At 64.5% G+C, this 22233-nt stretch carries 18 protein-coding genes; 10 read left to right on the top strand and 8 right to left on the bottom strand.

Annotated elements, in window-relative coordinates:
• The first annotated feature begins 172 nt into the window (after positions 1-172).
• The 4 genes from AC3FLX_RS23335 (at position 173) to AC3FLX_RS23320 (ending at position 5669) form a co-directional block, all read left to right on the top strand.
• Complete coding sequence (locus AC3FLX_RS23335; protein ID WP_488699697.1) at positions 173-1603, top strand: aldehyde dehydrogenase family protein; 1431 nt, start codon at positions 173-175, stop codon at positions 1601-1603.
• Positions 1604-1706: 103 nt separating this feature from the next.
• On the top strand, positions 1707-4172 hold the full coding sequence (locus AC3FLX_RS23330) for a penicillin acylase family protein (RefSeq protein WP_488699739.1): 2466 nt from the start codon (positions 1707-1709) through the stop codon (positions 4170-4172).
• 67 nt (positions 4173-4239) lie between these two features.
• Complete coding sequence (locus AC3FLX_RS23325; protein WP_488699696.1) at positions 4240-4959, top strand: glutamine amidotransferase; 720 nt, start codon at positions 4240-4242, stop codon at positions 4957-4959.
• Positions 4956-5669, top strand: a complete 714-nt coding sequence (locus AC3FLX_RS23320; RefSeq protein ID WP_488699695.1) for an MOSC domain-containing protein — start codon at positions 4956-4958, stop codon at positions 5667-5669. The genes AC3FLX_RS23325 and AC3FLX_RS23320 overlap by 4 nt, the downstream gene beginning before the upstream one ends.
• Before the next feature lie 15 nt (positions 5670-5684).
• Here the strand turns inward: AC3FLX_RS23320 and AC3FLX_RS23315 are convergent, their stop codons facing one another.
• A complete protein-coding gene (locus AC3FLX_RS23315) occupies positions 5685-5939 on the bottom strand; it encodes a DUF1289 domain-containing protein (RefSeq protein ID WP_488699694.1) in 255 nt (84 codons plus the stop codon).
• A 190-nt stretch (positions 5940-6129) separates the two neighbouring features.
• On the opposite strand from AC3FLX_RS23315, the gene AC3FLX_RS23310 reads away from it, so the two are divergent.
• Entirely contained in the window at positions 6130-6564 is a 435-nt protein-coding gene (locus tag AC3FLX_RS23310) for a PaaI family thioesterase (RefSeq protein WP_488699693.1), read from the top strand.
• Between the two features lie 13 nt (positions 6565-6577).
• On the opposite strand, the gene AC3FLX_RS23305 is transcribed toward AC3FLX_RS23310, so the two are convergent.
• From AC3FLX_RS23305 to prpB, 5 genes are all read right to left on the bottom strand, one after another.
• Positions 6578-7699, bottom strand: coding sequence for an asparaginase (locus AC3FLX_RS23305; protein ID WP_488699692.1), 1122 nt, complete (start codon positions 7697-7699; stop codon positions 6578-6580).
• A 246-nt stretch (positions 7700-7945) separates the two neighbouring features.
• A complete protein-coding gene (prpF, locus tag AC3FLX_RS23300; protein ID WP_488699691.1) occupies positions 7946-9139 on the bottom strand; it encodes a 2-methylaconitate cis-trans isomerase PrpF in 1194 nt (397 codons plus the stop codon).
• Between the two features lie 13 nt (positions 9140-9152).
• On the bottom strand, positions 9153-11750 hold the full coding sequence (gene acnD, locus AC3FLX_RS23295) for a Fe/S-dependent 2-methylisocitrate dehydratase AcnD (protein WP_488699690.1): 2598 nt from the start codon (positions 11748-11750) through the stop codon (positions 9153-9155).
• Positions 11751-11831: 81 nt separating this feature from the next.
• Positions 11832-12989 (bottom strand): bifunctional 2-methylcitrate synthase/citrate synthase, encoded by a 1158-nt coding sequence (prpC, locus tag AC3FLX_RS23290; protein ID WP_488699689.1) that lies wholly within the window; start codon positions 12987-12989, stop codon positions 11832-11834.
• Between the two features lie 119 nt (positions 12990-13108).
• Complete coding sequence (prpB, locus tag AC3FLX_RS23285; protein WP_488699688.1) at positions 13109-14017, bottom strand: methylisocitrate lyase; 909 nt, start codon at positions 14015-14017, stop codon at positions 13109-13111.
• Positions 14018-14386: 369 nt separating this feature from the next.
• Here prpB and prpR point away from each other — a divergent pair, with 369 nt between their 5' ends.
• The gene (gene prpR, locus AC3FLX_RS23280) at positions 14387-16309 is read left to right on the top strand and encodes a propionate catabolism operon regulatory protein PrpR (protein WP_488699738.1); all 1923 of its coding nucleotides are present in this window, start codon (positions 14387-14389) and stop codon (positions 16307-16309) included.
• A gap of 269 nt (positions 16310-16578) precedes the next feature.
• Entirely contained in the window at positions 16579-17727 is a 1149-nt protein-coding gene (locus tag AC3FLX_RS23275) for a Fic family protein (RefSeq protein WP_488699687.1), read from the top strand.
• A 35-nt stretch (positions 17728-17762) separates the two neighbouring features.
• Here AC3FLX_RS23275 and egtB read toward each other — a convergent pair whose 3' ends face one another.
• Both egtB and AC3FLX_RS23265 read right to left on the bottom strand, forming a co-directional pair.
• A complete protein-coding gene (egtB, locus tag AC3FLX_RS23270; protein ID WP_488699686.1) occupies positions 17763-19058 on the bottom strand; it encodes an ergothioneine biosynthesis protein EgtB in 1296 nt (431 codons plus the stop codon).
• 248 nt (positions 19059-19306) lie between these two features.
• Complete coding sequence (locus tag AC3FLX_RS23265; RefSeq protein WP_488699685.1) at positions 19307-19927, bottom strand: FMN-dependent NADH-azoreductase; 621 nt, start codon at positions 19925-19927, stop codon at positions 19307-19309.
• Positions 19928-20041: 114 nt separating this feature from the next.
• On the opposite strand from AC3FLX_RS23265, the gene AC3FLX_RS23260 reads away from it, so the two are divergent.
• From AC3FLX_RS23260 to AC3FLX_RS23250, 3 genes are all read left to right on the top strand, one after another.
• Positions 20042-21037 (top strand): LysR substrate-binding domain-containing protein, encoded by a 996-nt coding sequence (locus tag AC3FLX_RS23260; RefSeq protein ID WP_488699684.1) that lies wholly within the window; start codon positions 20042-20044, stop codon positions 21035-21037.
• A 112-nt stretch (positions 21038-21149) separates the two neighbouring features.
• Positions 21150-21563, top strand: coding sequence for a DoxX family protein (locus AC3FLX_RS23255; protein WP_488699683.1), 414 nt, complete (start codon positions 21150-21152; stop codon positions 21561-21563).
• A gap of 10 nt (positions 21564-21573) precedes the next feature.
• Positions 21574-22182 carry a DUF4136 domain-containing protein gene (locus tag AC3FLX_RS23250; protein WP_488699682.1) on the top strand — a complete coding sequence of 203 codons (609 nt, stop codon included), beginning with the start codon at positions 21574-21576 and terminating at the stop codon, positions 22180-22182.
• Positions 22183-22233 lie beyond the last annotated feature (51 nt).

The following is a 22233-nucleotide window of genomic DNA, read 5'->3' as shown; positions in this document are numbered from 1 at the left end:
CCCGCGGCGAGGCCCTCGGGTCAGTTGTTGCGCGGCCGATTATCGCCATCTTGTTGTCCGGACCGGCGCGCGGCGAAAGAAAAGCGAATCCGCAAACCGGCCTACAATGTGGTGCACCATAAAAGTAACAAAGAATTGCACTCCGCCGATCCACCTGATGAGGGCTGTGGCCATGCAACAACGAGACAAACTATTTATCAATGGCAAGTGGGTGACGCCCCACGGTACGGGCAGTATCGAAGTCATCCATTCCGCCACCGAAGCGGTGATGGGTACGATTCCCGAGGGACATGCCCGCGACGCCGAGGACGCCATCTCCGCCGCACGGGCGGCATTTGATGGCTGGGCCGCGACGCCGGCCGCCGAGCGCGCCGTCTATATCCGCAAGATCGCAGAAGGACTGAAAGACCGCACCGAAGAACTGGCGCAACTGATTGCCGGCGAAGTCGGCATGCCGATCAAGCTCGCGCGCGCCATCCAGGTGGGCGGGCCGGTGTACAACTGGGGCCAGGCTGCCGCGCTGCTGGAAGCCTTCAAGTTCGAGGAGCAGGTCGGCAATTCGCTGGTCGTGCGCGAGCCGGTGGGCGTGGTGGCGGCGATCACGCCGTGGAACTATCCGCTGAACCAGATCACGCTGAAGGTCGCCCCCGCGCTGGCGGCGGGCTGCACCGTGGTGCTCAAGCCGTCGGAAGTGGCGCCGCTCAACGCCTTTGTGCTGGCGGAAGTGATCGAGGCTGCCGGGTTGCCTCCCGGCGTGTTCAATCTGGTGACCGGCTATGGCCCGGTAGTGGGCGAGGTGCTGGCCAGCCATCCGGAAGTCGACATGGTGTCGTTTACGGGATCGACCCGTGCCGGTAAGCGTGTGTCGGAGCTGGCCGCGCAGTCGGTCAAGCGGGTGGCGCTGGAACTTGGTGGAAAGTCGGCCTCGGTGATCCTGGACGACGCCGACCTGCCGGTGGCGGTCAAGGGCACGATCAGCGCCTGCTTCCTGAATTCGGGCCAGACCTGCTCGGCGCACACCCGCATGCTGGTGCCGCGCAGCCGCTACGACGAGGTCAAGGCCATTGCGGCCAAGGTCGTGGAAGGCTTTGCCGTGGGCGATCCGCTGGCCGACACCACGCGCCTGGGACCGCTGATTTCCGCCGTGCAGAAGGAGCGCGTGACCGGTTATATCCGTCGCGGTCTGGAGGAGGGCGCCGAACTGGTGGCCGGTGGCCCCGATACCCCGGCCGGTTTCGACCGGGGCTTCTTTGTGAAACCGACGGTGCTCGGTAACGTCGATCCCAAGGCGACCGTCGCGCAGGAGGAAATCTTCGGCCCGGTGCTGTCCGTGATCTGCTACGACACCGAGGACGACGCGATCCGTATTGCCAACGACAGCGTCTACGGGCTGGGCGGCGGCGTGTGGTCGGGGGATGAAGCGCGCGCGATCCGCGTGGCGCGCCGCATCCGCACCGGCCAGGTCGATATCAACGGTGGCCCGTTCAACATGAATGCGCCGTTCGGCGGCTTCAAGCAGTCTGGCAACGGCCGGGAAGGCGGCAAATTCGGGCTGGAGGAGTTCCTCGAATACAAGTCACTGCAGTTGAAGAAGCCCGCCTGACCGGGCTTACAGTCTGAGTCGCAGCAATGCCCGGCTAGCCCGGGCATTCTTGTCTGCGCGGAAATCTGCCATGCTTGCGTTTTTCCACGGGGGGAACGTTCCGATGCGCTGGTTCAAACGGCTGGGCTGGATGGTGTTTGCCGTGATGGTCATTGGCCTGACGGGCGCCATCGGCGGCTATATCTGGTATCGCCAGGCATCGCAGCCCGATACGGCCGGCACGCTGCAGCTGCCGGGCATGCGTGATCGCGTGGTGGTGGTGCGTGACCGGAATGCCGTGCCGCACATCCAGGCGGCCAATGCACTGGACGCCTACTATGCGCTTGGCTACGTCCATGCGCAGGACAGGCTCTGGCAGATGCAGATGAACAAGCGCATCGTTGCCGGGCGGCTGGCCGAGATACTCGGCCCGAGCGCGCTCGAAACGGATCGCTTCCTGCGCACGCTCGGTGTGCGCCGCAATGCCGAAGCGATATTCGCCCGGACTTCGCCCGAAATCCGGGCCGTGCTCCAGGCCTATGCGGATGGCGTGAATGCGTTCATCGATACACGCAAGGTGGCGCTGCCTCCCGAATTCCTGATTCTCGGCACCCGGCCCGAGCACTGGGACCCGGTCGATACGCTGGGATGGCAGACCATGATGGCCTGGGACCTCGGCGGCAACTGGACGCAGGAAGTGCTGCGGATGGGGCTGGCCCAGCAGCTGCCGACCGCCCGCATTGCCGAAATCCTGGCGCCGTATCCGGGTGATAAGCCGCTGCGCACGATGGACTATGCGAGCTTCTATCGCCAGCTCGCACCGGTGGCCACGGCCCTGGCACAGGTGGTGGAGCACGCGCCATCGGGCTATGTGGAAGGGATGGGTTCGAACAACTGGGTGGTGTCGGGCGCCCATACGCGCAGCGGCAAGCCGCTGCTGGCCAACGATCCGCACCTTGGGCTGCAGGCGCCCGCGCTGTGGTATTTCGCCCATCTGCAGGCGCCGGGTCTGGATCTGACGGGCGCCACGCTGCCCGGTGCGCCGCTGGTGGTGCTGGGTCATAACAAGCGGATCGCCTGGGGTTTCACCAATACCGCCCCCGATGTGCAGGATCTCTATATCGAGCGGATCGACCCGGCGCATCCCACGCGCTACCAGACGCCCGATGGCTGGGCCGAATTCGAGACGCGCACGGAGGTGATTGCGGTCAAAGGCGAGCCCGACGTCACGATCAATGTCCGGTCCACGCGGCATGGCCCGGTGATGTCCGATGTGGCCGATCCGATCAGTGCGGCGGCCAAGCCACTGGGCGCCCAGTACGTGGTGGCTTTTCAGTGGACGGCGCTGCGCCCGGATGACAGGACGTTCCAGGCCAGCCTGAAGATCGGCACGGCTACGGACTGGAAGAGTTTTGTGGCGGCACTGCGCGATTTCCACTCGCCGCAGCAGAACATGGTCTATGCCGACGTCGACGGCAATATCGGATACATCGCGCCGGGCCTGGTGCCGGTGCGTCGCGCCGATAACGACCTGATGGGACTGGCGCCGGCGCCGGGCTGGGATGCGCGCTACGACTGGCAGGGGTTTATTCCGTTCGAGCAGCTGCCGCAGCGGTTCAACCCGGCGTCGGGCATGATCGTGACCGCCAACCAGAAGATCGTCGACGATAATTATCCGTTCTTCATCACCAGCGAATGGGCCGCGCCGTATCGTGCCCAGCGCATCCAGACGCTGCTGGAGTCCGAGCCGCATCACACGCTGGACACGTTTGGCGTCATCCAGAAAGACGTGGTGTCGCTGGCCGTGCGCGATGCGCTGCCCTTGCTGCTGGCCGCGCCGGTAGCCAGCGATGCGGCACGCCCGGAGCGCGAACGCCGTCTGTTCGATGCGCTGCGCAAATGGGACGGCACGATGGCGGCCGATCGCGCCGAGCCGCTGGTGGTAACCGCATGGCTGCGCGAACTGTCGCGGCTGCTGTTCGAGGACAAGGTTGGTGATCCGCTGTTCGGCAAACTCTGGGAGCAGCGGAACGTCCAGATGCCGATGCTCAATGTCATGCGCGATCCGAAGGGGCTAGGAGCGTTCTGGTGCGATAACTCCCGCACTACCGCGCGCGAGACCTGTGCCGCGACGATCGGGCTGGCGTGGCAGCGCGCCATTGCCGACCTCGATGCGCGCTACGGTAACGACGCCGATAAATGGCGATGGGGCAAGGCCCACACGGCCCGCTCGGAGCACAAGCCGTTCGGCAAGGTGCCGTATCTGTCCAGCCTGTTCAATGTGCGCGTGCGCACGGGTGGGGACACCTATACGGTCGACGTCGGGCGCCACAGCCTGCGCGATGAGAAGGCGCCGTTCGAAAGCACCCATGCCGCCAGCCTGCGTGCAATCTATGACCTGGCTGACTTGTCCGATTCCCGCTTCATGTCGTCGACCGGGCAGTCCGGCAATGCGCTGTCGCCGCACTATCGGGACTGGACCGACAAATGGGCGGCGGTGCAGTTCATTACGATTGGGTCGCATCGCCGCAATCCTGGTGGCGATAGCTTCGACACGCTCGTGCTGCAGCCCGCCAAAGACAAAAAATGATGCAGTGCGGTATCTTATGGGGCCCTGAGCTGTACCCAGCGAAATTCTCTTGCAGGAGTACCAATCGATGAGCGAACCCCGGCGCCAGTTACGGACCGACGTGATCCAGCACGTCGCTTTCGAGCATGCGGGCGTGATAGCCGATGTGGCCCGCGACCGTGGCCATGACATCCGCATCTACCAGGCAGGCGTGGATGATTTGACGCTCGTGCAGACCGATCCGGCCGACCTGCTGGTGGTGCTGGGCGGTCCGATTGGTGTCTACGAAACCGAAGCCTATCCGTGGCTCGAAGCCGAAATCAACGTGATCCGGCAACGCCTTGAGGCGGAATTGCCGACGCTCGGCGCATGCCTGGGCGCGCAGTTGATCGCGGCCGCATCGGGTGCCCGTGTCTACCCCGGCACGCGCGAGATTGGCTGGGCGCCGATCCAGCCGACGGAAGCCGGCCGTCGTTCGCCTCTGGCGCAACTGGCCAACGCGGACTGGGAGGTCTTGCACTGGCATGGCGATACGTTCGACCTGCCGGAGGGTGCTGAATTGCTGGCCTCCACATCGGCAACGCCGAATCAGGCCTTTGCAATTGGCAAGCATGTGCTGGCGCTGCAGTTTCATCCCGAGGTCAAGGCCAGCGATATCGAAACCTGGCTGATCGGGCATACCGTGGAACTGGCCAAGGCCGGCATCGACCCGCGCGTCATCCGGCGCCGCACGGCCGAGATCGGCGCTACCGTGGCCAGCGCCGGCGAGTTGATGTTTGCGCGATGGATGGAGGAAGCAGGGCTGTGAGCACAGGCACGGACATCGACATCCGGATCGACACACTGCTGGCAGGCAGGATTCAGCCGTTCGGGCCAAAAGGCGTGCCAAGCGGCATCGACAAACGCGCGGTGGAAGGTGTGGTGCGCGTGACGATGGTTGGCCTGGCGATCGATGAGCAGGGCGACCCGAAACACCACGGTGGACCGGAAAAGGCGCTGCACCACTATCCGCTGGATCACTACGCGGGCTGGCGCGGCGAGCTGATGGAGCAGGGCGGACATCCCGATCTGCTGGACCGCGCCGGCGCTTTTGGCGAAAACCTGAGTACCACGGGTTTGACGGAAGCGGACGTCTGTATTGGCGATCGATATCGGCTGGGCACGGCACTGGTCGAGGTGTCACAGGCGCGCCAGCCGTGCTGGAAACTGAATCACCGCTTCGGGTTTGCCGGTATGTCGCGCGCGGTGCAGGGCAGCGGACGCACCGGCTGGTACTACCGCGTGATCGAGGAAGGCGAAGTGGCGGCGGGCGACCGGCTGCGCCTGGTGGCGCGCCCCTATCCGCAATGGAGCCTGCAGCGGTTGCTGCATGTGCTCTACGTGGATCGTCTCAATTTCGAAGCACTGGCCGAGATGGCCGGGCTGCCGTGCCTGGCCGAAAGCTGGCGCAAGCTGGCTCGCCAGCGCGTGGCCAACAGCGCGGTCGAGGATATGGAGAAGCGGCTGGCCGGCGGTTGAGGCTGGCCCGCCCATTCACTCCTGCCGGAACCGCCAGGCCGTGCCTTCGCGCGTGATCCGTTCCCAGATCACCTGTTTTTCTTCTTCGCTGTAAAACACCCAGTTGCTGACCTCGAATGCGGTGCGACCGCAGCCCTGGCATACCTCGTCGAACAGCGTCGAGCAGATGCCGATGCAGGGGCTGTCCGGCCGGTCGCTCAGACGAGACTCTGCCTCGTCCTGGGCGGACGCGGCTTGCGGGATGAGCGATTCGGGAGCGTGGTCAGACATGAAACGGGGGCTTCGGTAACTGGCCGCACATTATAAACGGCTGGCCTGGTCGTTTCCGGCACATGGGATTTACCCCTGACGTCATTGTGGTGCGCTTGACGGACGCCTACGCTGTACGGGTTGTGATCCGACTCTTGGTCGTCGATCGGCGCTCCGTCGATCAACGACCGCTTTCATGGAGACACCCGCTATGTCCGCCCAATCGCTTGATCCCCGCAATGCGGCCATGCTTGAGTCGGTGCTGATCGGCTCGCCGGTCGCCCGTGCGCTTGGCATTCGATTCGATGTGGTCAAGGTCGATCACGTGGAATTGCTGCTGCCATTCAGCATGCAGAACATCACCGTTGGCGACATGGTGCACGGTGGCGTGATCGCCACGCTGATCGATGTGGCGGGTGCGGCGGCGGCGTTTACAGCAGTGAACCTGGAGGTCGTGAAGGGCGGGGCGACGGGTTCGCTGTCGATTCAGTATCTGGCGCCCGCGCAATCCGCCAACCTGCGAGCCGTTGCCGACGTGGTGCGCCGTGGCAAGCGCCAGGTTGTGACCGAGGTGTCGGTCTTTGCGGAGAAAGACGCGGAGGCCGTGCTCGCCGCCAAGGCGTTGATGAGCACGGCCCTGCTCTAGGACGTTGCCGGTATCAATACTTCCAGAAGATCTGCTGCAGCGCCTTCGGGTCGTTGGTCTTGGTCAGCGCCAGCGCCATCAGGATGCGAGCCTTCTGCGGCAGTTGGTCGTCCGTCACGATCCAGTTGTACTTGTCGTCCGGCTGCTCGGCATTACGCACGACGATGCCGCTGCCGGTGCGCGAGGCACGCACGATCTGCACACCCTTGGCCTGCGCGGCCTTGAGCGGTTCGACCATGTAGTCGCCCACGCTGCCGTTGCCGGTGGCCGCGTAGACGATGGCCTTGGCGCCATTCTTCACGGCGGCTTCGACGCTGGCCGGGTTCACGTTGCCGTAGGCGTAGACCACGGCCACTTCGGGCAGCTTGTCGATCTTGTCGATGTCGAACTCGGTCTGCAACGTGTGCGGGCGAGCCAGCGTGCGGAAGAACAGCGTGCGGCCTTCCACCACGTAACCCAGCGGGCCGAACGGCGAGCGGAACGTCTCGGTCTTGAACGTGTTGGTCTTGGTCACGTCGCGGCCGGACTGGATTTCATCGTTGAGCACCACCAGCGTGCCCTTGCCCTTCGATACCGGATTGGACGCCACCAGCACGGCGTCGTAGAGATTCAGCGCGCCGTCGGCGCCCAGCGCGGTGCCCGGACGCATGGAGCCGACCACCACGACGGGCTTGTCGCTCTTGAGCGTCAGGTTCAGGAAGTATGCGGTTTCCTCGATGGTGTCGGTGCCGTGCGTGATGACGATGCCGTCCACGTCGGGCTGCTTGAGCAGTTCCGACACGCGCTTGCCCAGCTTGAGCAGGCGTTCGTTATTGAAGCTCTCCGAGCCGATCTGGAAAATCTGCTCGCCCTTGACGTTGGCGACCTTCGAGATTTCAGGGACGGAGGCGATGATCTTGTCGACCGGCACCACGGCGGACTGGTAGGCCGCGGTGTTGGTAGCGGATGCACCGGCGCCGGCAATGGTGCCGCCCGTGCCGATGATGACGATGTTGGCCTTGCGTGCTTCAGCCGTGGTGCCGGCCGGTGCAGTGGAGCTGGCGGACGGTGCGAGCTGCGCGTGTGCGACGCCGGTCAGCAGGGTAGCGGACAACAGCAGGGCGGACAGCGGGGTGAGCTTGGCAAAACGTTGCATGATTTCTCCTCTTGTTGGCGTCTGGCGAGTGTCTTTTGGAAACACGCGTGCGCCGCTTGTGTTTGGTTCACGGAGCCGTCGGGTGATGCGCGACGGAGCGTGCACTATAACCATGCAACGGCGTTGCGTCGACAACCTCCACAAAACTCTCACAACCCTGAAACGTATGCCAGATAAGACAAAGCGGCATTCTCCGCCAAGGAAGAATGCCGCTCGGTAACGACAAACTGAAGGATGTGCGATGCGTCAGAAGCTGTCGCCCGGTACCCGCACCCAGCCTTCCATCAGCACACGCGCGCTGCGGCTCATGATCGCTTTTTGCACGGTCCATTGACCGTCCACCTGCGCTGCCTGCGCGCCAACGCGCAGCGTGCCGGACGGATGCCCGAAGCGCACCGCCTCGCGCTCGCCGCCGCCAGCGGCAAGGTTGACCAGCGTGCCCGGCACTGCCGCAGCGGTGCCGATCGCCACGGCCGCCGTGCCCATCATCGCGTGGTGCAGCTTGCCCATCGACAGCGCGCGCACCAGCAGATCGACACCACCCGCGTCGACGGTCTTGCCGCTCGACGCCGTATAGGTCGACGGCTTGGCCACGAACGCCACCTTGGGGGTGTGCTGGCGCGTCTTTGCCTCGTCGATGTCCTTGATCAGACCCATGCGCTTGGCGCCGTAGGCCCGGATCGTCTCGAACATCGCCAGTGCCTTCGCGTCGCCGTTGATCGCGTCCTGCAGCTCGGTGCCGGTATAACCAATGGCTTCGGCGTTGACGAAGATCGTTGGAATGCCCGCATTGATCATCGTCGCCTTGAGCGTGCCGATGCCCGGCACTTCGAGGTCGTCGACGAGGTTGCCAGTCGGAAACATCGCGCCGCCGCCGTCGTCGCCTTCCTCGGCGGCAGGGTCCATGAATTCGAGCTGGACTTCGGCCGCCGGAAACGTCACGCCATCAAGCTCGAAGTCGCCGGTTTCCTGCACCGCGCCATTGGTGACCGGCACGTGCGAAATGATCGTCTTGCCGATATTGGCTTGCCAGATCTTCACGGTCACGGTGCCGTTTTCAGGAATCCGCGATGCATCGATAAAGCCGTTGCTGATCGCGAACGGGCCGACGGCCGCCGACAGGTTGCCGCAGTTGCCACTCCAGTCGACGAACGGCTGGTCGATCGACACCTGACCGAACAGGTAATCGACGTCGTGGTCCGGACGCGAACTCTTCGAGATGATCACCGTCTTGCTGGTGCTCGACGTGGCCGCGCCCATGCCGTCGATCTGCTTGCCGTAGGGATCGGGGCTGCCGATCACGCGCATCAGCAGGCGGTCGCGCGCCTGGCCGGGAACCTGCGCCGAAGCGGGCAGGTCCTGCAGGCGGAAGAACACACCCTTGCTGGTGCCGCCACGCATATACGTGGCCGGAATCTTGATTTGGGGTAAGTGAGCCATTCTGGTTTCCTAATCAGGCTGCCGCGCGCGACGATTCCAGGAAATCCTGGGCAAAGCGCTGCAGCACGCCGCCGGCTTCGTAGATCGATACTTCCTCATCGCTGTCCAGACGGCACAGCACGGGAACTTCGACCTTCTCGCCGTTCTTGCGATGAATGACCAGCGTCAGTTCCGCGCGCGGGCGGCGTTCGCCGACCACGTCGAACGTCTCGGCGCCATCGATGCCCAGCGTCAGGCGGTTGGTGCCGGGGAGGAATTCCACCGGCAGCACGCCCATGCCGATCAGGTTGGTGCGGTGGATGCGCTCGAAGCCTTCGGCCACGATGGCTTCCACGCCGGCCAGGCGCACGCCCTTGGCGGCCCAGTCGCGCGACGAACCCTGGCCGTAATCGGCACCGGCCACCACGATCAGCGGCTGCTTGCGGCCCATGTAGGTCTCGATGGCTTCCCACATGCGCACGACCTTGCCTTCTGGTTCGATGCGCGCCAACGATCCCTTCTTGACCGAGCCATCGACCACGGCCATTTCGTTCATCAGCGTCGGATTGGCGAACGTGGCGCGCTGGGCGGTCAGGTGATCGCCGCGGTGCGTGGCGTACGAGTTGAAGTCTTCTTCCGGCAGGCCCATCTTCGCCAGGTACTCGCCAGCCGCGCTGTTCGGCAGGATGGCGTTCGACGGCGACAGGTGGTCCGTGGTGATGTTGTCACCCAGCACCGCCAGCGCCCGCATGCCGCGCAGCGTGCGCTCGCCGGCCAGCGCGCCTTCCCAATACGGCGGACGGCGGATGTACGTGCTCTGCGGACGCCAGTCGTACAGCGGGTCGATCGACGTATCGTTCTCGGCGTGCAGCGCGAACATCGGCTCGTAGACCTTGCGGAACTGCTCGGGCTTCACGCTCTGCTTCACGATTGCGTCGATCTCGTCGTCGCTCGGCCAGATGTCTTTCAGGTACACGGGCTTGCCGCTGGCGTCCGTACCCAGCGCGTCCTGCTCGATGTCGAAGCGGATCGTGCCGGCGATGGCGTAGGCCACCACCAGCGGCGGCGAAGCCAGGAATGCCTGCTTGGCGTACGGGTGGATACGGCCATCAAAGTTGCGGTTGCCGGACAGCACAGCCGTGGCGTACAGGTCGCGGTCGATGATCTCCTGCTGGATCTTCGGATCGAGCGCGCCCGACATGCCGTTGCAGGTCGTGCAGGCAAAAGCCACGATGCCAAAACCGAGCTTTTCCAGATCGGGCAACAGGTTGGCTTCTTCCAGATAGAGTTCAACGGCCTTCGATCCCGGCGCCAGCGACGACTTGACCCACGGCTTGCGCGTCAGGCCGCGTGCGTTGGCGTTGCGGGCCAGCAGCGCGGCGGCAATCACGTTGCGCGGGTTGCTGGTGTTCGTGCAGCTCGTGATGGCGGCGATGATGACGGCGCCATCGGGCATCTGGCCCGGCGTTTCTTCCCACTTGCCGGCGATGCCGCGTGCCGCCAGGTCGGACGTCGGCAGCCGCTTGTGCGGATTCGACGGGCCTGCCATGTTGCGCACCACCGACGACAGATCGAACGACAGCACGCGCTCGTATTCGGCCGTCTTCAGCGCGTCGGCCCACAGGCCGGCGGTCCTGGCATAGGTTTCAACCAGTTGCACCTGGGCTTCGTCGCGGCCGGTCAGGCGCAGGTATTCGGTGGTCTGCTCGTCGATGAAGAACATGGCCGCCGTGGCACCATACTCGGGCGCCATGTTCGAGATCGTGGCGCGGTCGCCCAGCGTCAGGCTCGAAGCCCCTTCGCCACGGAATTCGAGGTAGGCGCCAACGACCTTTTCCTTGCGCAGGAATTCGGTCAGGGCCAGCACGATGTCGGTGGCTGTGATGCCGGGCTGGCGGCGCCCGGTCAGTTCCACGCCGACGATGTCCGGCAGGCGCATCCATGACGCGCGGCCCAGCATCACGTTCTCGGCCTCCAGGCCGCCCACGCCGATGGCGATCACGCCCAGCGCGTCCACGTGCGGCGTATGGCTGTCGGTGCCGACGCAGGTATCGGGGTAGGCCACGCCGTGGTCGGCATGGATCACGGGCGACATCTTCTCCAGATTGATCTGGTGCATGATGCCGTTGCCCGGCGGGATCACGTCGACGTTGCGGAACGCCTTCTTGGTCCAGTTGATGAAATCGAAACGGTCTTCGTTGCGGCGATCTTCGATGGCGCGGTTCTTGGCGAACGCATCGGGATCAAAGCCGCCGCATTCCACGGCCAGCGAGTGGTCGACGATCAACTGCACCGGCACCACGGGGTTCACCTTGGCCGGATCGCCACCTTGGTCGGCGATGGCATCGCGCAGGCCGGCAAGGTCCACCAGCGCGGTCTGGCCCAGGATGTCATGGCAGACCACGCGGGCCGGGAACCACGGGAAATCGAGGTCACGGCGGCGTTCGATGAGCTGCTTCAGCGAATCGGTCAGCGTGGCGGGGTCGCATCGGCGCACCAGGTTTTCGGCCAGTACGCGCGATGTGTACGGCAGCTTGTCCCAGGCGCCCGGGGAGATGTCATTGACGGCTGCGCGGGCATCGAAATAGTCGAGCTTCGTGCTGGGCAGCGGCTTGCGGTATGCGGTATTCATGGCGGCGTGAGGACTGGCGTGCCTGCTGTCCGCCCGTGAAAGGCTGGGCGAGACAGCGGCACTGTTGCTTTTGCTTGAGGATCAGGCGCGCTTTTCGATCGGCACGAACTTCAGGTTCTCCGGGCCGGTATAGTTGGCCGTCGGACGGATGATCTTGTTGTCGATCCGTTGCTCGATCACGTGCGCCGCCCAGCCCGACGTGCGGGCAATCACGAACAGCGGCGTGAACATCGCGGTGGGCACACCCATCATGTGGTAGCTCACGGCGCTGAACCAGTCGAGGTTCGGGAACATCTTCTTGGCGTCGGCCATCACCGTTTCAAGGCGCTCGGCGATGTTGAACATCTTCAGCGAACCGGCGTCCTTCGACAGCTTGCGGGCCACTTCCTTGATCACCACATTACGCGGATCGGAGATGGTGTACACAGGGTGGCCGAAACCGATCACCACTTCCTTGTTTTCCACGCGCTGACGGATGTCGGCCTCGGCTTCGTCCGGGGTGTCGTAGCGCTTCTGGATCTCGAACGCCACTTCATTGGCGCCGCCGTGCTTCGGACCGCGCAGCGCGCCGATGCCGCCGCAGATGGCCGAATACATGTCGGAACCGGTGCCGGCCACCACGCGGCAGGCAAACGTCGACGCATTGAACTCGTGCTCCGCGTACAGGATCAGCGACGTCTGCATCGCGCGTTCCCAGAGCTTGGACGGGGCTTCGCCGTGCAGCAGGTGCAGGAAGTGGGCGGCGATCGAGTCGTCGTCGGTTTCCACCTCGATGCGGCGGCCGTTGTGGCTGTAGTGGTACCAGTACAGCAGCATCGAACCCAGGCTTGCCATCAGGCGGTCGGCGATGTCGCGCGCGCCCGGGGTGTTGTGATCGTCCTTTTCCGGCAGTACCGTGCCCAGCACCGACACGCCCGTGCGCATCACGTCCATCGGGTGGGCGCTGGCCGGCACCCATTCCAGGGCGGCCTTCACGTTGGCGGGCAGACCGCGCAGGGCCTTGAGCTTGGTCTTGTAGGCGGCCAGTTCGGACTTGTTCGGCAGCTTGCCGTGCACCAGCAGGTGGGCGATTTCCTCGAATTCGCACGTGTCGGCGATGTCGAGGATGTCGTAGCCGCGATAGTGGAGATCGTTCCCGCTACGGCCAACGGTGCACAGCGCGGTGTTGCCGGCGGCAACGCCCGACAGGGCAACGGATTTCTTGGGCTTCGGCGTGGCCAGCGGTTGGGCTTCGGACATCTGGGTCTCCTTGATTCGATTTCGATTGTTTGGGGTGCGTGCAGTCATGGTGGGTTGTCCTATTGCATCGCAAAAGACCGCATCGCAAAGAATAGCGCGAACGTGGGCGCGATCGTCGGTTACCGGGCCTTGCCTTGGGTGAACAGGGCGTCTAGCTTCTGCTCGTAGGCATGGTAGTCGATCCGTTCGTAGAGTTCGGCGCGCGTTTGCATGGTGTCCACCACGTTCTTCTGAGTGCCGTCACGGCGGATGGCCGCAAAGACGTTTTCGGCGGCCTTGTTGGCGGCACGGAATGCCGACAACGGATACAGCGCCATCGCCACGCCCACGCCGCGCAGGTCGTCCAGCGTGAAATACGGCGTGGCGCCGAACTCGGTCAGGTTGGCCAGCACCGGCACCTTCACGGCATCGACGAACTTGGCATACATGTCCAGGTCGGTCATGGCTTCCGGGAAGATGGCGTCGGCGCCGGCTTCCGCGCAGGCCACGGCGCGCTCGATGGCGGCGTCCAGGCCTTCCACGGCCAGCGCGTCGGTGCGGGCCATGATCACGAAGTTTTCATCGGTGCGCGCATCGACCGCGGCCTTGATGCGATCGACCATTTCGTCGCGGCCGACGATCTCCTTGTTCGGCCGATGGCCGCAGCGCTTGGCGCCGACCTGGTCTTCGATATGCATGGCAGCCGCGCCGAACTTGATCAGCGAGCGCGTGGTGCGGGCCACATTGAAAGCCGACGAACCGAAACCGGTGTCGACGTCCACCAGCAGTGGCGTGTCGCAGACATCGGTGATGCGGCGGATGTCGGTCAGCACATCGTCCAGGTTCGAGATGCCCAGGTCGGGCAGGCCCAGCGAACCCGCGGCCACGCCACCGCCGGACAGGTAGATCGCGCGGTAGCCGGCACGCTTGGCCAGCAGCGCATGGTTGGCGTTGATCGTGCCCGGAATCTGCAGCGGGGTTTCGTCGATCAGGGCCTGGCGGAAGCGGGCACCCGCGGAGCGGGCGAGTTCGTTGGCGGAAAAAGTCATGGCGTGGTTCTCTTGTTGGTTCAAACCTGCTTCGGGGGCAGGGCGGGCATTAAGCGCAAGGGGTGTGCCAGCGTGTCCGACGGTGGTCCGGCGATGCCGTTGGCGTCATTCCGGTAGGCAGAAACCCTTACGGTTCAGTGGGTTAGGTGATGTTTTCGAGGCTGCGAAGGGATGATCGGGCGCCGCTGGCATCACGCTATCGTTGCATGGCTGGATTTCATGAATTTCAAAGTTGAAATGCATGACACGGGGGCGCACAATGCGCGTAACTGAATCCCGCGTCAGGCCGCCATGTCATCGCTGCCCACTCCCATTCCGCTGAATCCCGCCACACCGGCCGCTGCCGGCGCCCGTCCGCGCATCTGGGCGATGGGGATCAGCCGCCTGTCACGCGCGTTCGCTGACCTGATTCCGGCCTATGCCGCGCGTGCGGAGTTTCGTATCGTAGGGCGGGCCTTCGAGGCGGCTGCCAGCGCGATCAACCGCGAGGCGCGCGAGAGTCGCGTCGATGTGGTGGTCGCGGGCGGTTCCAACGGGGCATACCTGCGTCAGCATGTGGACGTGCCGGTCGTGCTGGTCAAGGTCACGGGCTTCGATGTCATGAGCGCGCTGGCCACCGCGCGACGAATTTCGCCGAAGGTGGCGCTGGTCACGCACGCGTCCACGTACGCCGAGGTCGACGATTTCGTCGGAGCCTTTGGCCTTGACATTCCGCGCTACACCTACCTGACCGAGGACGATGCCACGGCGCGCGTGCGCGCACTCAAGGAGGAAGGCATTCGCGTGGTGGTGGGGCCGGGCATGGTGACCGACCTGGCCGACAAGTACGGGCTGGTGGGCGTGTTCCTGTATTCGGGCAATGCGGTGCGGCTGGCACTGGAAGACGCCATCGAGGCCGCGCGGCTGCGCCGTATCGAATCCACACGACGTGACTACGTCAATGCCATCCTGGCTCACCTCAATGAAGGGGTGGCCGCCGTCGATGCGGAAGGGCGCGTTCAGGCTTTCAACCCGGCGATGGAACGCTTTCTGGGCACGCCGGCTGGCGTGGCGGTGGGGCGCAAGCTGTCCACGCTGGCGCCGGGTCTGTCGCTCGACGGCGTGATGCAAAGCGGCACGCGCGAGCTGGAGGCAATCCACAGGCTGGGCGACCGGATGGTGGTGGTGAACCGTATTCCAATTGTTGGCGAGGCCGGCACGTCCGGTGCGGTGCTGACGATCCAGGACGCCAATGCCATCCATCGCGCGGACCGCAACCTGCGCTCGCGCACGCGTGCCCGCGCGGCGGGCGTGCGCTACAGCCTCGACGATCTGGCCGGCGATTCTCCGGCGATGAGCGATCTGCGCGCGCTGGCCCGACGGTACGCCGTGGTGGACTCGACGGTGCTGGTCAGCGGCGAGAGTGGTACCGGCAAGGAGGTGCTGGCCCAGGGCATGCACGATGCCAGCCCGCGCCGCGCATTTCCGTTCGTTGCGGTCAATTGCGCGGCATTCCCCGAAACGTTGCTTGAATCGGAGCTGTTTGGTTATGAAGAGGGCGCTTTCACCGGCGCCCGGCGTGGTGGCAAGGCTGGCCTGTTCGAGTCGGCGCACAACGGCACGCTGTTCCTGGACGAAGTGGGCGACATGCCGCCGGCGCTGCAGACCCGGCTGCTGCGCGTGCTGCAGGAAAAGCAGGTGCTGCCGATCGGCGGCATCGAAGCAGTCCCGGTCAACGTGCGTGTGATTGCCGCCACCCACCGCGACCTGGCCGCGCTCGTGCGCGCGGGCACCTTCCGTCAGGATCTGTACTACCGGCTCAATATCCTGCGGATCGAAATGCCACCGCTGCGCGACCGGGCCGCCGATCTGGCCGCCTTGGCAACGTTGCTGTACCGGCGCGCGCAGGAGCGGCTGGGCATCGAATCCCCGCAGGCTTTGCCCGATACCGTCCGCGCAAGGCTTTCCCTATATACGTGGCCCGGCAATATTCGTGAACTGGAGAACGTGACGGAGCGCATCGCCGTACTGGTCGCCGGGGCAGAGCTGGCCCCCGCCGCGCTGCAACGCGAATTGCAGGCGGCCGTGCCGGAGTTGTTTTCCGGGCACGACGCAGCCGTGATGCCGCCGGCTGTCATCGATGCGGCCGAGCTTGGCACCAATGGCGCCCGATCCCTGGCCGGGGTGGCAAAGGCGAGCCAGGCCGAGCATATCCGCCGCGTGCTGGCCGAGTGTGGCGGCAACCGCGCCGCTGCCTGCGCGCAGCTTGGCATCAGCGCCACCACGCTGTGGCGTCGCTTGCGGGAAGGTTGAAATCCGAGCGGGGTTTCTATCAGCGGAAGGTTGTTGGCTATAACGCAATTAACTGCCAAGATTTTTTGCGGCCAAGGAGGGGCCGTACCGGCCCACCAAAAGGCTGGCTTCAGGGATAGAGGGCAGAGGTCCCCATCCTGCTGGGTTTAATCTCAGAAGTGCCGATATGAGTACTTATAGGCTGGCTTGCGGTGTTTGACACCCTTAATCACCGCATCCGATGCGGTGATTAATTTGCCTTTGCGGAGAATGCCATCCATAATCGCCGCATGAATCGCGGTGAATATACCTATATCTGGCAAGCTCCCGACTGGCCGGTCTGGCGGTATGACCTGAGCACGTTGGCGACAGTCATGTCCGAGGTCAGCCGGGCTCAGGGCATGCTACTGGGCAGGCTGGCGGACCTCGGCATGGGCCTGCGCGATCAGACCTGTCTTGCGGCGCTGACTGACGATGTGGTCAAGACCAGCGAAATCGAGGGCGAACATCTCAATGTCCATTCGGTACGCTCGTCCATCGCCCGAAGGCTCGGTGTCGATATCGGCGCGCTGGCGCCGGTAGACCGCCATGTCGACGGGGTGGTCGAACTGGTGATCGACGCCACCGCCAACAGCCAGACCCCGGTCACCAGGGCGCGGCTGTTCGGCTGGCACGCGGCGCTCTTTCCGACCGGCTACTCTGGCCTGTCCCGGATCAACGTTGCCCAATGGCGCGACGACTCCGCGGGCCCCATGCAGGTGGTTTCCGGCCCTATGTACCGGCAGCGCGTCCATTTCCAGGCGCCACCGGCCGCGCGTCTCGCCGCCGAGACCGAGCGATTCATCGATTGGGTCAACGCGGCACCCACTGAGCCGCCGTTGGTCCGTGCCGGACTCGCTCATTTGTGGTTCGTCACGCTGCACCCGTTTGATGATGGTAATGGCCGTATCGCGCGGGCGATCGGCGACCTGATGCTGGCGCGGGCCGATGGCAGCTCGCAGCGTTTCTACAGCCTGTCAGCCCAGATCCAGCGTGAGCGCAATGCGTATTACGACATCCTCGAACGCACGCAGAAGGATTCAATGGATGTCACGCCCTGGCTGGCATGGTTTTTCGAGACGCTGCTCCGCGCCGTGCAGCAGGCGCTGGTCACACTCGACGACGTACTGGTCAAGGCGCGCTTCTGGCACCACTGGGGCATGCAGGCGCTCAATGCTCGGCAGGTGAAGGTGCTGAACCGGATGCTGGACGGCTTCGACGGCAAGCTCACCACCAGCAAATGGGCGGCCCTTGCCAAATGCTCGGCGGACACGGCACTGCGGGATATCAACGATCTGCTGGAACGCGGCGCCCTGCGCAAGTCGGCAGGGGGTGGGCGCAGCACCAGCTATGAAATCAACGATGCGCCTTCCGGCGTGGCCAGCCTCGAACGACGCTGAGATTCCCGCTGCGCAGCCGGCAACGATTGCTGGCTTCAGGCGTCGTCAGCCAGCCTGACGCCGGTGAATTGCCACCGCTGATGCGGGTAGAAGAAGTTGCGGTAGGTGGCGCGGATATGCGATTCCGGCGTGATGCAGGACCCGCCGCGCAGCACCATCTGGCTGCTCATGAATTTTCCGTTGTACTCGCCTACGGCCCCAGCGCTCGGGCGGAAGCCGGGGTAGGGCAGGAAGGCGCTGGCCGTCCATTCCCAGACGTCGCCAAACATCTGCCGCAGTACGCCCGATGTGTTCTGGCGATCGGGCTGTGGCCGGAGCGAGCGGCCTTCGACGAAGTTGCCGGTGGCGGGCAGATTGCGCGTGGCGTGCTCCCATTCCGCTTCGGTCGGCAGGCGCCGTTCGGCCCAGCGGGCGAAGGCATCGGCTTCAAAGAAACTCACATGCGTAACCGCGCTTTCCGGGTCCACCGGCTGCATGCCGCGCAGCGTCATGTGCCACCAGGTGCCGTCCCGGTCTTCCCAGTAGAGCGGCGCTTCGATGCGGTTGTCGCATACCCAGCGCCAGCCATCGGACAGCCACAATCCCGCGGTCTGATACCCGCCGTCCTCAATGAATTCGAACCATTGCCGGTTGCTTACCGGATGCGAACACAGCGTGTAGGGCTGCAGCAGCACTTGATGGCGCGGCCCTTCGCAATCGAAGGCAAAGCCGTCGCCGTCATGCCCAATCGAGACGATGCCGCCGGGTATCGCAATCCAGTCCGGCGCGGGCCGGGGATCCGCCACAACGGGAACGGTCAGCGCTGGCGCAAAGGCGGGTCGCAGCGGGTTCTGCGCGAACAGATGCAGGATGTCGGTCAGCAGCAGTTCCTGGTGTTGCTGTTCGTGATGCAGGCCGAGCGTGATCAACGCGGCTTCGTCGTCGGTCTGCGCGGTCATCAGCAGCGACAGCATGGTGTCGTCCACCGCCTCGCGATAGGCAAGCACCTCATCGAGCGAGGGCCGCGTCAGCAGACCGCGACGCGGGCGGGGATGGCGCGCGCCAACGGCTTCGTAATAGGAGTTGAACAGGTAGCGGTACTGCGGGTCCACGGGTTCGTAGTCGGCGATCCGGGCGGCGAGCACGAATTCCTCGAAGAACCACGTGGTATGTGCCAGGTGCCACTTGGCCGGGCTGGCATCGTCCATCGACTGCACGGTCGCATCGGCGTCGGACAGATCAGCCACCAGCGCCTCCGTTGCCGCGCGGACGTGGCGGTACTGGCTGAGCAGCGCGGGTTCGTGCGGCGGATGACTGGCGGTGGCAGGCAGCAGAGCTGAAGCGGCGGTCATGCAGACTCCCGGATGGCGAACGCAGGTTGGGCTGGCAAAGTCGAATCATCATAGACCCATCTGCGCCGTGGGGCGAGCCGGCCGGCTTCCGCGCCAGGCGTAGGTCAACGCCTACAGCCGGGGCAAACAAAAAAAGACAGGTACCCCACTGGGGATACCTGTCTCAGGCAGCATCCGGCGCCAGGGGAGGCGTGACGCCGGGTACTTCACGGAGGCGGGGATACGGCTACGGCGGGAGGCCGGATGACTCAGGCGGCCGCGCGCAGTGCGTCGTTGAGCGCCGCGATTTCCGTCTTGGCCGTGCTCAGACCGGCTTCGCGGGCTTCCGGGCCCATTGCCAGGCCGTGGGCACGCACGTAAGTGATATCGGTGATGCCCAGGAATCGCAGCACCACATCGACCGTGACTTCATGCAGGTCCAGCGCCGCGCCGTCCTGGCGCACGCCGCCGCGCGACGACACCACAATGGCCTTCTTGCCCTTGGCCAGGCCTTCGGGGCCGTTTTCGGTATAGCGGAACGTGCGGCCGGCTTGCGCGATGCGATCGATCCAGGCCTTGAGCTGGCTCGGGATGCCAAAGTTGTATTGCGGTGCGCCAATCACCAGGACGTCGGCGGCCAGGAATTCGGCCAGGTACGCTTCGGTAATGTCCAGTTCAGCTTGCTGGGTGGCGTTCAGGCCGTCCTTCGGACCGCCCAGTACGGGAAGCAGATGGTTGCCGAGGTGGGCCGGCGATTCACGGTCCAGGTCACGCACGGTGACGTTGGCTTGCGGGTTCTTGGCCACGAGGTCGGCAACGACGCTGGCGGTCAGGTTACGCGATACGGAGTTGTCGCCCAGTACGCTCGAATCGATCTGCAGGATGTTCATTGTCTGGCTCCACTAAGTTCGGTTGGGATGGCTGAAAGATATAGGCTGGCCATTGATGCCGCTAGTGAGGCAAAATGCAAATGATTGTTCTATAGATGCAACGGAGCGCTGACCATGCAGGATCTCAACGATTTGTCGCTGTTCGCCCAGGTGGTGCAGCACGGCAGTTTCTCAGCGGCAAGCCGTGCCACCGGGGTGCCCAAGTCGCGCCTGTCGCGCCGGATCGCCCAGCTGGAGCGCGATCTGGGCGTGCAACTGTTGCGCCGTACCACGCGGCAGGTGCGCGTAACGCCATTGGGGGAGTCTTACTACGCTCGGTGCCGGGAGATGCTGCAAGCGGCCGAGGCGGCGCGCGAAGTGATCGAACAGGCGCGCGAGCAGCCGGGTGGATGTCTTCGCGTCAGTTGTCCCGTGGCCATCGTCCAGATCCTGCTCGCGCCGAACATCGGCCATTTCATGCGCGCCAATCCCGGCATCCAGCTTGAAATCGAGGCCACCAACCGGCGTGTCGATGTCATTGCCGAGGGATACGACCTGGCACTGCGCGTGCGCAACGTACTGGACGATTCCAGCCTGGCCGTGCGCACGTTCGGCAAGAGCGACCTGAAGCTCGTGGCCAGTCCGACGCTGCTGGATAGTATCGGTCGCCCACGCACGCCGCAGGCGCTGGAAGGCATGCCTGGGGTTGGGCAGAAGCCCCACGAGGGGCGCCACGTCTGGACGCTGTTCGACAAGTCCGGCGAGCCGGTCAACATTGGCTACGATCCGCGCCTGGTTTCCGACGAGTTCGCCATTTTGCGCGAGGCTGCCATCGCCGGGGTGGGCGTGGCGATGCTGCCGCGCATGTATTGCCGCGACGATATCGAGCGCGGCGATCTGGAAGTGGTGCTGCCCCAATGGGACCTGCCGATGGGCGTGCTGCACGCGGTATTCCCGTCCAGGCAGGGCGTTACGCCGGCGTTGCGCCGTTTCCTCGATTTTCTGGCCGAAGTCTTGCCGGAGCACGCGCGCAAGGTGGGCATGATGACGATGGGCGGAGTGCCCATGCATGCCGCGCCGCCGACCGAGCCGCCCATGCGGACGAGCGCGCCGCCGCCGGACGCGAACTGACCCAGGACGCGGCGTGAGCGGGCAATGCTGCGCCTTTACCTTCACGCTGGCACGATCTAAGGTAGTTGTGCAGGTCACATGTGCCTGAATCCAACTGCAAGGAGCCAACGCGATGAGTCGCACGCAAGGAACGCAGGACCTGGGCAAAGCCATTCTCCGCATCGTACTGGGCGTACTGATTCTGTTGCACGGCATCGCAAAGCTGATGTCCGGTCCGGCCTTTGTCACGCAAACGGTGACGCAGGCGGGGCTGCCGGCCGCGCTGGCCTATGGCGTCTATATCGGCGAGATCGTGGCGCCGATTCTTCTCATCATTGGCCTGTGGTCGCGCCTGGGCGCGCTGATCATCGCCATCAACATGCTGTTTGCGCTTGGGCTGGTGCACATGAAACAGCTTGGCGAGATGGCGCCCACGGGCGGCTGGGCGCTGGAACTGCAGGGGATGTACCTGGCCGGCGCGCTGGCCCTGGTGTTTCTTGGCGCGGGGCGGTTCAGCGTGGGTGGCATCGACGGGAAGTGGAACTAAGGAGACTGTGATGGCAGGCCTGATTTCTTCACGCGTGCCAACGCATGCGGCCGGCGCGGTGCTGGCCGCGCTGGCGCTGGCAGGATGCGCCACCGGCCCGGATATCCGTACCGACTACAACCACAGCACCGATTTTTCGCAATACCGGACGTTCGCGTTCGTGCCGCGCCCCGGGACGGACCGGCAAGGCTATGAAAGCCTGACGACCCAGTATCTGAAGGAGGCCGTCGAGCGCGAGATGACCTCGCGCGGTTATGAGTTCGTGCCACGGCAGCCCGATCTGCTGATCAACTTCAACATGCAGTTCCAGCAGAAGATCGTCAGCAGTCCGGCACCGATGCCGCCGCCGGGATACATGGGGTATTACGCCTATCGCGGCGGCCTCTATGCGCCGTGGCCCGGTTATGGCTTCTATAGCGATACGTACGCCTATACGGAAGGCACGCTGAACATCGACCTTGTCGATGCACGTAAGAACCAACTGGTCTGGGAAGGTGTCGCGCAGGGCGATGCCAGCGAGCCGGAACGGCAAAACAGCAAGTTGGTCATCGAGCAGGTGGTGGGAATGATCTTCGCCAAATATCCATTCCGCGCCGGCCTGGGAGCGCCCAGCCAATAACGCGCACCAAAAGCGTAAGTTTTTACTCGCGGCGGCCTTGCCGCGCAGCCA

This window comes from Cupriavidus sp. 291-E7 (genome assembly GCF_057798835.1).
Note: the sequence above shows the minus strand (reverse complement) of the source record. Positions and strands in the feature narration are given on the sequence as shown.